The sequence below is a fragment of the Mucilaginibacter myungsuensis genome, from assembly GCF_015222005.1.
GTDB classification, from domain to species: domain Bacteria; phylum Bacteroidota; class Bacteroidia; order Sphingobacteriales; family Sphingobacteriaceae; genus Mucilaginibacter; species Mucilaginibacter myungsuensis.
This window is the reverse complement of sequence record NZ_JADFFL010000009.1, coordinates 161015-175026: the sequence shown is the minus strand read 5'-3', so window position 1 is coordinate 175026 and position 14012 is coordinate 161015. Positions and strand designations below refer to the sequence as shown.

At 47.5% G+C, this 14012-nt stretch carries 10 protein-coding genes; 3 read left to right on the top strand and 7 right to left on the bottom strand.

Annotated features, from left to right (window positions below; translation table 11 throughout):
• Positions 1 to 93: 93 nt before the first annotated feature.
• The 4 genes from IRJ16_RS19690 to IRJ16_RS19675 form a co-directional block, all read right to left on the bottom strand.
• Positions 94 to 771 carry a type 1 glutamine amidotransferase domain-containing protein gene (locus IRJ16_RS19690; RefSeq protein ID WP_194113356.1) on the bottom strand — a complete coding sequence of 226 codons (678 nt, stop codon included), beginning with the start codon at positions 769 to 771 and terminating at the stop codon, positions 94 to 96.
• A gap of 130 nt (positions 772 to 901) precedes the next feature.
• Positions 902 to 1696 (bottom strand): SDR family NAD(P)-dependent oxidoreductase, encoded by a 795-nt coding sequence (locus IRJ16_RS19685; RefSeq protein ID WP_194113355.1) that lies wholly within the window; start codon positions 1694 to 1696, stop codon positions 902 to 904.
• Positions 1697 to 1954: 258 nt separating this feature from the next.
• Positions 1955 to 2521, bottom strand: coding sequence for a Crp/Fnr family transcriptional regulator (locus IRJ16_RS19680; RefSeq protein WP_194113354.1), 567 nt, complete (start codon positions 2519 to 2521; stop codon positions 1955 to 1957).
• Between the two features lie 36 nt (positions 2522 to 2557).
• On the bottom strand, positions 2558 to 3778 hold the full coding sequence (locus tag IRJ16_RS19675; RefSeq protein ID WP_194113353.1) for a right-handed parallel beta-helix repeat-containing protein: 1221 nt from the start codon (positions 3776 to 3778) through the stop codon (positions 2558 to 2560).
• 130 nt (positions 3779 to 3908) lie between these two features.
• On the opposite strand from IRJ16_RS19675, the gene IRJ16_RS19670 reads away from it, so the two are divergent.
• A complete protein-coding gene (locus tag IRJ16_RS19670) occupies positions 3909 to 5186 on the top strand; it encodes a cation:proton antiporter (protein WP_194113352.1) in 1278 nt (425 codons plus the stop codon).
• A gap of 5 nt (positions 5187 to 5191) precedes the next feature.
• On the opposite strand, the gene IRJ16_RS19665 is transcribed toward IRJ16_RS19670, so the two are convergent.
• Both IRJ16_RS19665 and IRJ16_RS19660 read right to left on the bottom strand, forming a co-directional pair.
• Positions 5192 to 6763 (bottom strand): L,D-transpeptidase family protein, encoded by a 1572-nt coding sequence (locus IRJ16_RS19665; RefSeq protein ID WP_194113351.1) that lies wholly within the window; start codon positions 6761 to 6763, stop codon positions 5192 to 5194.
• Positions 6764 to 6804: 41 nt separating this feature from the next.
• The gene (locus IRJ16_RS19660; protein ID WP_194113350.1) at positions 6805 to 7365 is read right to left on the bottom strand and encodes a dihydrofolate reductase family protein; all 561 of its coding nucleotides are present in this window, start codon (positions 7363 to 7365) and stop codon (positions 6805 to 6807) included.
• A gap of 322 nt (positions 7366 to 7687) precedes the next feature.
• Here IRJ16_RS19660 and IRJ16_RS19655 point away from each other — a divergent pair, with 322 nt between their 5' ends.
• Positions 7688 to 10150 (top strand): glutaminase family protein, encoded by a 2463-nt coding sequence (locus IRJ16_RS19655; RefSeq protein ID WP_194113349.1) that lies wholly within the window; start codon positions 7688 to 7690, stop codon positions 10148 to 10150.
• 395 nt (positions 10151 to 10545) lie between these two features.
• Here the strand turns inward: IRJ16_RS19655 and IRJ16_RS19650 are convergent, their stop codons facing one another.
• The gene (locus IRJ16_RS19650) at positions 10546 to 10761 is read right to left on the bottom strand and encodes a hypothetical protein (RefSeq protein ID WP_194113348.1); all 216 of its coding nucleotides are present in this window, start codon (positions 10759 to 10761) and stop codon (positions 10546 to 10548) included.
• Positions 10762 to 10997: 236 nt separating this feature from the next.
• Here IRJ16_RS19650 and IRJ16_RS19645 point away from each other — a divergent pair, with 236 nt between their 5' ends.
• Positions 10998 to 14000: a SusC/RagA family TonB-linked outer membrane protein gene (locus tag IRJ16_RS19645; RefSeq protein WP_194113347.1), complete on the top strand. Its 3003-nt coding sequence runs from the start codon at positions 10998 to 11000 to the stop codon at positions 13998 to 14000.
• The last annotated feature ends 12 nt before the right edge of the window (positions 14001 to 14012 follow it).

Below are 14012 nucleotides of genomic sequence, written 5' to 3'. Positions count from 1 at the left end.
CACAAAGAGCACAAAGCTATTCATCGGCAACAAAAACTTTGTGGCCTTTGTGCAAAACTTTGTGCCCTTCGTGGTTAATCATCAGAATAGAAATTACGCTTGAACGGGCTCTAATAAATTGATCACACTCTCTGCCACGCCTGTTGCAGATGCCGGGTTTTGGCCGGTCACCAAACGGCCGTCAGTCACTATGTGGGCTTGCCATTCGGCAGCGGCGCTGTATTTACCGCCACGATCTATCAGGGCATCCTCCAATTCGAACGGAACGTCAACCTTTGCATAGTGCTCTTCTTCAGCCTTACTGAAACCGGTTACATGTTTGCCGTTGATCAGGTAGCTGCCATCGCTCAGTTTGACGTTGATCAGGGCCACCGGGCCATGACATACCGCGCTTACCACGCCGCCTTGATCGTACATATCGGCCAGGATCTTTTGCACGATGGGATCATCGGGCATATCAACCACCGGAGCCAAGCCGCCCGGAACAAACACGGCATCGTACTTAGTGACATCTATCTTATCGATACTTTGAGTGTTTTTGAAAGCGATAGCGCCCTCGCCATTTAAAAAGGCTTGGTTCATTTGGTCTTCCAGTTCAACCATATCTATCGGTGCATCGCCGCCGGCTACGCTGAATACATCGATATTGTAACCTTGCGCTTTAAAGGTTTGGTAAGGGTGGGCCACCTCGGTCAGTAAGTTGCCTGTCGCGCGGTTGTTAGGACCAATTACACTTGCACTTGATACTACGAATAAAATGTTCTTTTTCATGACTGTGAGATTTTAGATGTTTATAATGTTTTAATATTTAATAGTTTTTGTCTATGGCAAATGTCGGTAGCAGGAGCACTGTGGCAGAAGGAGACAGGTCACTAATAGCGTGTGACTTGCCTCACACTTTTTAGTGTAGTCCTTTCAGTATGCCACCGTCGGCACGTAAAGCTGCACCATTGGTAGCCGCCGCCAACGGACTTGATAAATAGATCACTGAGCTTGCGATCTCATCAACCGTAGCAAATCTTTGCAGCAAACTTAACGGGCGGGTCTCGGCAAAAAATTTATGTTCGACCTCTTCAGTGTTGCTGTTTGCTTGCTGGGCCAGATCGGCCACAAATTGTTGTACCCCTTCCGAATAGGTAGGGCCGGGGAGTACCGAGTTGACGGTTACGCCGGTGCCTTTGGTCAGTTGCGCCAAACCGTTGGCGATAGATAGTTGAGCGGTTTTAGAGAAACCATAGTGGATCATCTCGGTAGGGATCTGTAAGGCTGATTCGCTGGAGATGAAGATCACGCGGCCCCAGTTGTTTTTTAGCATGCTCGGCATAAAGTGTTGGGTCAGGCGTACGCCACTTAGCACATTTACGTCGAACATTTTTTGCCAATCCGAGTCTTTCAGGTCAAAGAAATCGACAGGCTCAAAAATGCCGAGGTTGTTGATCAGGATGTCGGCTTGGGGTAGCTCGCCGGTCAGTTTGTTAAAGCCGTCAAGTGTAGCCAGATCAGCAGTAATGCCGTGAACTGTCGAATTAGGGGTTTCTGTTTTGATGCGTTGAATAGCTGCGTCGACCCTGGCCTGGTCGCGGCCGTTCAGGTAAACTATAGCGCCTTCTTTAGCAAACCCTTTAGCTATGGCGAAACCGATACCGGCAGTAGCGCCGGATACAAAAACTGTTTTGTTGGTTAATTGCAGGTCCATGATAATTCTTGTGTTTTGATATAGTCAAAATTAGAATATCAGATAGCCCCGCTCCGAGGAAGCAGGTCACTAAAAAAGTGTGACGAAAATCACACTCATACGATGGTTTTTATAAATCCCTCCTCGGGGAGGGGTGAAGTGGGATGTGTTGAAATGGCAGGGAGGGGTTAGCCGTTTTGCATCATGGCTAACCCCTCCCTGCTATCGCTCTTTTCTTCCGCAACCCTCCCAAGGGAGGGAATTATAAAGTTCAGAAGATCACTTATTAGAATATAATCTACTCAGCGTCTCCCGACTAACCCCCAAATATTCCGCGATATATTTTTTAGGGATCTTTTGCATCAGCTGCGGATAAAGCTGACCGAATTCCTCGTATCGCTGTTGAGGTGTGCTGGATAGCAAGGAGAGTATCCGGCGATGCAATGCCACGTAACCGTTGGTAAGTTTCATCCTGAAAAAATGCTCCATCTTGTGGAACTCGGTAGCCAGCTTCTCGCGGCCATTGAGGTTCAGGCAGAGCACCTCGGCATCTTCCATGCAGGTGATATGTAGCGTAGCCAGTTTGCCTTTAAAGTAGGCCTGGTAATCAGCTACCCACCAATTCTCACCTGCGAATTGTACGATGTATTCCTTGCCGTCAGCATCCAAATGGAACATCCTGAACACGCCGGATAAGATCAGATATTCAGCCACCGACTGGTCACCCTCTTGGGTCAGATATTGATGCTTTTTAATCCGTCTGTAAGTAAAGTAAGGTTTGATCAGGTCGAACTCCGCATCGGTAAGCGGGGATAACTCTTCGATATGTTGGCGTAATTTATCCATGGGTAGCGGCAGGTAATTGTATGCTGCCGAAGTTAGCTATTTCACCTCGAATGCGCCGATGGCACGTTTAGCTTTGAATGGTCTGTTGTCGAAGTCTTTTTCAGGCTGCGATACTTTTGATCCGGCCCCTATAAGCGGACTATCTTTGCCGATGCTAAAGTCCTCCTTAACAGCATCTCCAAACGACGGATCTTTGCCGAACATTGCATTCTTTTCTATTACCGGCAATTGCGTGGCCGACCAGTTTGGTGCATCTACATTACACCAGGCGTTGTTAGTGAAAGTGAAAGTTTGCGGAGCTGTATCACCGCCAATGTTGCAGATCACCCGCACCCGCTGATCTATCACAATGACATTATTAGCAAAGGTATTATGCCCGCTTTTAACAAAGCGCGTGGTATCCTTATTCTCTTGCAAAATGCGCAAAACCCAATGGTTAGGTTTGTAGATGGTATTATTCACCACCTCGGACCGGGTGCAGCCGACGAATGCCACCGGCACCTCGCCGCCTATAAACACGTTGCTGTAAACCTTCAGATCGGCGGCTTCCCATTTCACATCCATCGGCCTGAAAAATGGTAGACCTGTGCTGCCGCCCAAGTTGATGGCCCGCTCGCCCGCGTTCTTGAACAGGCAACGCTCTACGCGCATATCACTGGTGCCGCCTTTCATTTGTATGGCGTTAGATCCCATATTCTCGAAACGGCATTGGGTGATCAGACCCTTGTGGCAGCCCACCATATCAACGCCGCTGCCGCCTTTAGATCCGTTGAGGAACGTGCAGCCTGTTAGCGTAAATTCATCCACGCCCGACAGTTTCAGCAGGTCGTTATTGCCTGTAGCGGCTATGTCTTTAAAAGTGCAGTTTTTGAAAGTTAGATGGTGGCTTGGGGTTTCGTACGTGGCACCGTCGCTAAAGTTGGCGCCGTTGTCGGTCTGTTTGGTAAAGGTGAGGCTCTCAAATTGAACGTACGCCAAGTCGTTACCTTGTACCGATGCATGGCCGCCCTCAATGATCGCTTCGCCCTGCTTTTCGGCAATAATATATATCCATTTGCCTGCCGCGCCTTTCAGGTTGTCGAGAGACTGCCCGCCTCGGTAAGTGCCGTTGTGCACCAAAATGGAATCGCCGGGTGCTGCCGACCTTGCTGCAATCGCGATGCTCTCGAACGGTTGGCCCTTACCCACATGCAGGGTTTTGGCGAACAATATACCCGGCAGTAAGCCAAGCAGGGTGGTAAGGAAGCGGCTTTTCATAATCAGGTTTTTGTTAAAGATAGCAGATCAAAATAATACTGCATCCCGGGATATAAGATTTGGCGTTACCAATTATTTTTGCTATATTAGTAATTCTAAAGCGGTCCTGCTTGTTTCTCTCATCTACCCCATGCACCAGATCATTCCCGAACATATTTTAAAACAATTTACTTTACCATTAGCTAATCCGGTACTTGTTTTCTCGCTCATTTTGGCGGTCATCCTGCTGGCCCCTTTCCTGATGCGGAGGTTGCGGATGCCGGGCATCGTCGGTTTTATTTTGGCAGGTATCGCCATTGGCCCAAATGGTTTGAACTTGTTGAAGAAAAATTCAGCGGTCGAGCTGTTCGCTACCATCGGTCTGCTCTACATCATGTTCATTGCCGGGGTAGACTTGGATATGGTGAACTTTAGCAAGACCCGCAAAAAGAGTTTGATCTTTGGCTTGCTCACATTTGCGCTGCCCATTGCGATCGGTTTCCCGGTATGTTATTACTTGTTAGGCTATCCGTTAATGGCATCGGTGTTGACCGCAAGTATGTTCGCTACGCATACGCTGGTGGCCTACCCGATCGTGAGCCGTTATAAGGTGGCCAAGAATGAAGCGGTCGCATTAGCGGTAGGTGGTACGATCCTGACCGATACCGCCGTGCTGATCATCCTAGCGGTGATCATGGATGCCAATACCAATGGCCTTAACTCGGCATTCTGGATCAGGCTGGGCGTATCGTTGGCCATATTTACAGCGATCATGTTCGTGCTCATCCCGCGTATCGCTAAATGGGCCTTGAATAAACTCGACGACGAGAAGATATCGCAATACGTTTTCGTGTTAGCTGTGGTGTTCTTCTCAGCGTTTTTGGCTCAAATGGCAGGGGTAGAGCCGATTATTGGGGCGTTCGCTGCCGGGTTGGTGCTTAACCCCCTGGTGAAACCTTTTAAGGCGTTAGAAGAGAATATTATGTTCGTGGGTAACGCTATATTTATTCCTTTCTTTCTGATCAGCGTAGGTATGATCGTGGACTTAAGGGTTTTATTCAACGGACCAACGGCTATCATCGTGGCGATCAGCCTAACCTTTGCCGCGCTCATTGGTAAGTGGGTAGCAGCATGGGTAACGCAAAAGGTATTCAAATACACGGCCACCCAGCGCGGGCTGATCTTCGGCCTAAGCGCATCGCACGCAGCGGCTACGCTGGCTATCATTTTGGTAGGTTTTAAAGCCAATATCATCGACGAGAATATCCTGAACGGCACTATCATTCTTATCCTGGTGACTTGCGTGACCGCATCTTTCGCTACCGAACGGGCGGCTAAGCAGATCGCGAATTCAACAGTGGTAGCCGGACAAAAGTTGCCTGCCGATGAGAAGAATGAACCCGTCGGGACGGCATCGCCGTCTAACTGAACATGTTAATAACTCCCCGATCCGGATATTAATGTTTCGGCCAGTTTGCCATCCAGGTTGTAAATGTCTTTTCGGAAATTAAGCAGCCCGTCGCGGTCGATAAAGGAAGTGAAGTAAGCTAAAAACACCGGCACTTTATCTTTTAGGGTGACGTACTGCTCGTTACCGCGATGCATGGCCTTATCTATCTTGACCGAATCCCATTTGGCATCGTTCCGCAACAGGAAACGGGCCAGTTTAGCAGGCTCGCTTACGCGGATGCAGCCGTGACTGAATGCCCGTGCCGATTCACCGAACAGGGATTTCGAAGGCGTATCGTGCAGGTAGATATTATAGCTATTAGGGAACAGGAATTTGACCAATCCTAAAGAATTGCTCTCTCCCGGTTTTTGGCGGATGACAGGCAAGCCGTTCTCTTTCCCGGTGATCTCCATACGGTGCGCGGCAATGTAGTTAGGGTTGCGGCGGATGCCCGGCAAAACTTCGTTACGGACAATGCTTTCGGGTACATTCCAATACGGGCTGAACACCACATATTTTACCTCACCGAAGAATACCGTGGTAGGGTGGGTGGTTTGTCCCACAACAACACGGGTACTCCACAGCAGGCTATCAGCATGGTAAACGTGCAGTTTAAATTCGGGGATATTGACGGCTAAATAATCGGTCTTAATGCTTACCGGCAGCCAACGGCTACGTTCCATGTTTACCATCAGTTGGATAATACGGGTTTTCAATGGCACGTTCAATGCCGCCAATGTTTCCTTGCCTGCTTTGCCATTCGTAGCCAGGCCATGCCTGCCTTGAAACTGTTTAATGGCAGCTTTTAGGGTATCGGCAGAAATATTTGCCGATGTATTTGCTTTCAGGTCTCCTAAATGTGTCAACCGCTTGCTGATGGCTAAAGTATCGCCGGATGTTATCGTAGGCCAATCGTTCAGCGCTTCCAGTTTGCGGTATTTGCCGAGTGCTATTTTCAATAATTCGTATTGGCGATAAACCGGTTCTGCTGCCGATGTCGGGGCTTTGATCAGGCTGTCCAGTAACTCGGCGTAAGCCAACTTTTTGCGCGGGACATACCATTTGGTCGCCTTACTTACCGACGCGTCCATGCCGCCATAAACCATTTTGGCAAAGCTGAAGTATTGTGCGGTCAGCATCAGTTCCAGGTTCAGGTCGGCTTTTTTCTTTTGGTTGCCGTGGATGAGCGAGTCTAAAGCTTTTTGGTAGGGCGTGGTTTTGTAGATGCCCTCATTTTGCAGGTCCATTACCCGGTTGGATAAGTTACCTGCCTGCTCGATCAGTTTGCCCTTGCTAAACCAGGCATAGGCTTGCTTGCGGTTGCGGTAGAAATCCTTCACCAATTCGGCTGATGATGCCAGATCCGGATATTGCTTAAAAAAAGTATCGATCAGCGGGGTGTCGACTTTCAACTCCGATGTAGCGCTGAAGTTTCCCTGGATGGTTTTGTCCCAGGTTTTTTTGGGGTTAACTTTTACGGCTTTCTTTTTGGCCGGTTGTTTACAGGAAGCTAAAATGGCGATGAATATGATGACTAAAAGCAGGGGACGTTTCATGTACCGAAGTTAGTAAAGTTAGGGATCGGTACGCTTTGCAACTACGCTTTTATATAATGCAGGCCAACCGCGCCAGATCTTAATATTGTTGAACTGAGAAGCTTAAGTTTTAGTTTTTCAGGGAATCCGATACCGGCCATCAGCCGGGGCCCGTCGCCGCCGATCAGTAGGGGATGAATAACAAAGTGATACTCATCTACCAAACCCGCCGCCGTTAACTGCGACCGCAGCGTCATCCCGGCGATGGAAATATTTTTGCCGGGCAAAGCTTTGAGTTTGCGCACCTCATCTTCCAGGTCGCCACGAAGAATGGTGGTGTTGCCGTCGACATCTGCCTGTTGCAACGTGGTAGAGAAAACGATCTTAGGCAGCTCAATGATAGTTTTAGCAAAATCATCAGTGCCTTTTACGGCGGTCTTTTTTTTGGCTACTTCGGTCCAGTAGGGCACCATTAGTTCGTACATCTTACGGCCGTAGATGGTCAGGTCAACATCTTGCCCAAGATTGGCAAAGTGTTCGTGCAGTTCGGCATCGCCATCGATCATGGTATGGTCGTAGCAACCGTCGATGCTGATGTTCATGGCGTAGACTATCTTTCTCATGGTAGGAGGTTTTAAAGTTTATCAAAATTAATAGGATGAGATGATGATAACGAAGGGCGATCGCGACAAAAGACGGGGCTTTTTGTAGAGACACGATACCTCGTGTCTGCCGTATGCAGAGCGGGTGTGTACTGTTGACCTTTGAGATGTTAGACACGAGGTATCGTGTCTATGCAAAATATCGAGATCAGATTCTGATACCTTTTTGTAAAAAGTACACTAATAATTAAAACGGATCTTATTACATTAGTAAAATTTCTGCATCCGCTAATTCGTGCAGGGTATCCACCATTACCAATTGATATTTAGAAAATTTACATTCATGAAAAAACGACTGCTTTTTGGGATCGCCGCGATCTTGACAGGTTTCACTGCCTCGGCCCAGGTGAACAAGGCGCCATCTTACCCGATCATTACGCATGATACCTATTTCAGCGTATGGTCTAACACGGATAAACTGACCGATGGTACCACCACGCACTGGACAGGTGTTGATCAGTCGCTGATAGGCATAGTTAACGTGGACGGCATTGATTACCGCTTTATGGGTAAAGAGCCTGTGCGCTACAAAACTATCCTGCCTGCCAGCGACGAGAAAAGCTACGCCGTAAAATACACCGAAAAACAACCTGGTGCTGACTGGATAAAACCTGACTTTGCCGCTGCCGATTGGACCGACGGCATGTCGCCAATTGGTGATGGCCGAGAGAACAAGATCCGTTGGCGCTCAAAAGATATCTGGATCCGCAGGGCGTTCAACGTTACACGTATCGATGACATTAACGAGTTATTCCTGAAAACTACTTTTGATGACGATATCGACGTTACCCTGAATGGCGAGACCATTTACACCAAAGTTGGTGTAAGCAAGGGCTACGAGTTTATCCCTGTCGACAAAAAGAAATTGAAACTGGGCGAGAATATCCTGGCTTTCCACGTGCATGATACCGGTGGCGGTACGCGTGCTGATGCTGGCTTTGTAGACAAACTGAAGCCCGCGATCACGGCAGAGTTGGCTGTTGCCGAGCAAAAGAATGTCACCATCAACCCTACCCAAACTATCTACAACTTTAAAGCAGGTAAGGTAGATCTGGATGTGACCTTTACGTCGCCATTATTGCTGACCGACCTGAGCATCCTGTCGCGCCCGGTGTCTTATATCACTTACAAGGCAAAGGCTAACGATGGCAAAACGCACTCGGTGAAAGTGTTCTTCAGCGCATCTACCGATCTGGCTGTAGATCAGGCTAAACAACCGGTCACCGCGTCAAAATATAGCACGGCATCATTAAGCATCCTGAAAGCCGGTACCGATGAGCAACCGATCCTGAAAAAAGCAGGTGACGGTGTGCGTATCGACTGGGGTTACGTTTATGTAGCTGCCCCTAAAGCATCTGGCGCAACACAATATATCACATCAGAGATCGACGCTGTTAGCTCGTTCCGGCAGGGTAAAACCGCTACTACCGAGACTAAAGGCACTACGTTAGCGCTGAATACGGTTATCCCTTTCGGCAAAGTAGGCCCGACCGCCGTATCCAAATTTATAGAATTGGCTTACGATGAGGTTTGGTCGATGGAGTATTTCAACACCCGTTTACGCCCATGGTGGAACAAGAGCGGCAAAGAGACCATTGAAGGCCAAATGACCAAAGCGGCTACGGAGTATGCTACTATCCTGCAAAAATGTACCGCGTTCAACAAAAGCATGTACGCCGAGGCTTTAAAAGCAGGCGGTAAAGCTTACGCCGGATTGAACGTTTTGGCATATCGCCAAAGCATCGCTGCGCATCAGTTATTAGAGAGCCCTCAGGGCGAGATCTTATGGTTCTCTAAAGAGAACTTTAGCGGTGGTTTCGTAAATACGGTAGACGTTACTTACCCGTCCGCCCCGTTATACCTGATCTATAACCCTAAACTGATGGAAGGTATGTTGAACGGTATCTTCTATTTTAGCGAGACAGGCAAATACGGTCACGATTACGCAGCGCACGATCTGGGTACTTATCCGCACGCCAATGGCCAAACCTATGGCGAGGGCATGCCGGTAGAGGAGTCGGGCAATATGATCATCCTGACAGCCGCTATCGCTGCTGCCGAAGGCAACCCAAGCTATGCAAAAAAACACTGGAAGACCCTAAGCACCTGGGTGAACTACCTGACCAAAGAGGGCTTTGACCCGGCCAACCAATTATGTACGGACGATTTTGCCGGTCACCTGGCACGTAATGCCAACTTATCGGTTAAAGCTATTGTAGGTATTGGCTGCTATGCGCAAATGGCCGAAAAATTGGGCGAAAAAGAGACCGCTGCCAAATACCGCGCTATCGCTAAAGAAATGGCGCCACGCTGGATGCAGTTGGCTAATGACGGCGACCACTATACACTGGCCTTCGATAAAAAGGGCAGCTGGAGTCAAAAGTATAACCTGGTTTGGGACAAAGTGCTTAACCTGGACATCTTCCCGCAGTCGGTTTACGATACCGAGACCAAGTACTACCTCACCCGTCAGAACAAATATGGTTTGCCGCTGGATAGCCGTAAAGAGTACACCAAATCTGACTGGATCGTTTGGACCGCTACCTTCGCGCCTACAAAAGCCCAATTTGATGCGCTGATCGAGCCGATTTACAAGTATTCGCAAGAGACTACCTCGCGGGTACCATTGAGTGACTGGCACGAGACCGTAAGCGGTAACCAGGTAGGTTTCCAGGCCCGCTCGGTAGTGGGTGGTTACTTTATGAAGACCCTGCACGATAAAATGCAGGCCAAGAAAAAGAAGTAAGTAAAATTTCGATACACCATCGCGGAGCAAATGCTACCGCGATTGGTATTAAAGCCGTGATCAGTTCTGTGCAGATGATGTTGTCATTGCCGGGATGCTGATCATGGCTTTTGCTTTTTAAGCACATTGCGGATCTGTAGCACCTTCTATGGTCGGATACCACATATCGATCTGATCACCTCTTAATAAATTCCTACCCAAAATTCCCCAACTCCACGATCGGGGAATAATAGCATCATACTGCATTATGCCGCCCGACCATGAGCTGGAAAATTTTGTCAGCCCGATACCAACTTTTTTTAAGACCCTCTGTTTTTAAAAAACGTAATGCTATGCATGCATAAAATTGCTATCCAAAACCAGATATCATACACCAATAACTTAAACTCGATACACTAAGTACCTGAAAAAACCTTAATTCCGTTTAAATTTTTTGCCCGATGTTGTTTTTTAACTAATTGAATTTCAAATAATTGATTTTTAAAAAGCTGATTTTTTTTTAAATTTTTGATAAATATATAGGTTAAGCCATTATGCTGACCAATCTTTGTCTTGTCGCAATGCCTTAAGCTGGTTACACCACCACGGGTTTTTGAAGCGACTAAAACCAATTATATTTTCTAACAAAAACAGATAAACGATCGCCGGCCGCATTGGCTTTAAGTTTGCCGTAGATGAAGCCGGTGGTCAGGAGAAAAGGAACTAACAATAAACCACACCGAACCAGTTTGAACGAATGAAAAGAAACTTTACTTAACAACCGACCGACCTTACGCCAAAACGCCGGAAAAGAAGAACCGGCCCAATGAAACTAACCAATGCCCATTATTAACTAAAGAACAAATAAATGAGAAACGATTATCTAAAAAAGTATATGCTCTTTTTTGCATTGCTGTTCACATCAGCGATGGTGTTTGCGCAAACAAGAAGCATTACAGGTAAAGTGGTTGATGAGAACAACCTGTCTTTACCGGGAGCTACCGTTGCTGTGAGCGGCACCACCTTAGCCGCCTCTACCGATGCCAACGGTGTATTTAAAATTACCGGCGTAAAACCCGGCACCTATACGGTAACGGCTACCTTTATTGGCTACAACGCGCTTACCCAGCAAGTGACGGTAGGTGATGCGAACGCTACATCTAACTTTAATCTGGTGCCATCAGCCAAAAACCTGACCGAGGTTGTGGTGATAGGTTATGGTACGGCCCGCAAAAAGGACGTGACGGGTTCTATCACTACGGTATCATCAAAAGATTTCCAAACAGGTACCATTACCACGCCCGAGCAATTGATCGCCGGTAAAGTTGCCGGTGTGTCTATCACACCAAACGGCGGTGCGCCGGGTGCAGGTAGCACTATCCGCGTACGTGGTGGTGCATCTATGAGCGCGAGTAATGATCCATTGATCGTGATCGACGGTGTGCAACTGAGCAACGACGGTATTGCCGGTGCCCCTAACGCTTTAGCCTTGATCAACCCTAACGATATCGAGAGCTTTACCGTGTTAAAAGACGCTTCTGCAACCGCCATTTACGGTTCACGCGCGTCTAACGGTGTTATCATCGTTACTACCAAAAAAGGTACTGCCGGTACGCCGCAGGTAACCCTTAACTCAAATATATCTGTATCTAAGCTGATCAAACAAGTGGCCGTTCTAACAGGCGATCAAATGCGCGATTATGTTAAAGCTAACGGATCGGCACAATATCAAGGCTACTTAGGTACCGAGAACACCGATTGGCAAAAACTGATCTACCAAACCGCTGTAGCTAATGATAATAACGCGAGCGTAAGCGGTACAGCAGGCATACTGCCTTACCGTGTATCGGTAGGTTTCCTTAACCAGCGTGGTATCTTAAAAACAGACGAGTTGAATCGTACATCAGCAGGTGTTAACTTATCGCCTAAGTTTTTGGATAACCATTTAAAAGTTGATGTTAACTTAAAAGGTACGTTAAGCCGTGCCCGTTTTGCCAACCAAGGCGCTATTGGTGCCGCGGTTTCTTTTAACCCTACGGTGCCTGTGTATTCGGGTAACCAAAACTATATGGGCTACTATGAGATATTGGACCCTTCATCGGCTACCGGTCTTAAAGTTTTAGCACCACGTAACCCGCTGAGTTTATTAGAGCAAAGGTTTGATAACAGCGAGGTTAAACGCAGCATCGGTAACGCGCAGTTGGATTATAAATTCCACTTCCTGCCGGATCTGCACCTGAACGTTAACCTGGGTTACGATATATCCGACAGCCGTGGTACCATTAATGCTACCCCGGCAGCCGGTTTCCAATACAACAGGGGCGGCGAGACGACAAATTTGCAAAGCGGTACCAACAACGAGTATCATAACAAGGTGTTGAATACCACTTTTGAAGCTTACCTGAACTACGCTAAGGACATCAAATCTATCAATAGCCGTATAGACGCGGTTGCGGGTTATGCTTATTACGATTATAAGACCACCGCTTACCTGTTCCCGGATCGCGCAGCGAACGGAACCGTGATAACCACCCAGAATAATGCTTTTGATATCCCGCGTAACAGATTATTATCTTACTACGGTCGTTTAAATTATACTTATGCTGATAAATACACCTTGACCGGTACGCTGCGTAGCGATGCTTCATCAAGGTTCAGCCCGCTTGATCGTACCGCGTTCTTCCCTTCGGCGGCAGCGTCGTGGAGGATCAAAGAAGAGTCTTTCTTAAAAGATGCTAAGGTATTATCTGATCTGAAATTACGCGTGAGCTACGGTATCACCGGTCAGCAAGACGCTATCGATAATTACGCTTATATTTCTTACTACAATCTGAGCCAAAATACGGCATCGTACCAATTAGGTAGCAACTACTACCAATTGTATCGCCCGTCAGGCTATGATCCGGGTCGTAAATGGGAGCAAAGTGCTACCACCAACATCGGTATCGACTTTGGTTTCCTGAATGGCCGTATCAGCGGTAGTGTAGATGCTTATTACAAAAACACTACGGATCTGATCGCCCGCGTTAACCTACCTGCCGGTGCAAGTTTCTCTAACGAGTTTGTGACCAACATTGGTAACATGACCAACCGCGGTATCGAGTTCGCTATTAACGGACAAGCCATCCGCTCTAAAGATCTGACCTGGGATATTGCCGCTAACGTTACTTATAACGAGAACAAGGTGACCAAGTTATCGGGTTTTGATAGCCCAAGCAGCGTTGGTTTAGCTACTGGTGGTGTATCAGGCGGTACCGGTACTAATGTTCAGCGTTTCTTTTTAGGACAGCCGCGTGCAGCGTTCTACGTTTACCAACAAGTTTACGATGCCAACGGCAAACCACTTGATAATGTGTTTGTTGATCGTAATAACGATGGCATCATTAACGATAAGGACCTTTACTTGTACAAACAACCAGATCCTAAATTCATCTTTGGTTTCTCTACCAACCTGAATTATAAAAAATGGAGCCTTGCTACCGTATTGCGTGCTAACGTTGGTAACTACATGTACAATAACGTAGCGTCAGCCACTGGTACCAGTACCAATATCCTTAACCCGCTGGGTTACATCAATAACGGATCTACCAATGTATTGGAGAGCGGTCTGTCAGGTTCAGGCGATAGGAGCAGACTGTCTGATTACTACGTACAGAACGCGTCGTTCCTGAAAATGGATAACGCCAGCTTAGGCTACAACTTTGGTAAGGTCTTCCGTTCATCGGCAAGTGTAGCCTTGAACGCTAACGTGCAGAACGTATTCGTGATCACCAAATACAAAGGCATCGACCCGGAGATAAGCAACGGTATCGATAACAGCTTTTACCCTCGTCCGCGTACCTTCACTTTAGGCGTGAACGTTAAGTTTTAATAATTCATATTA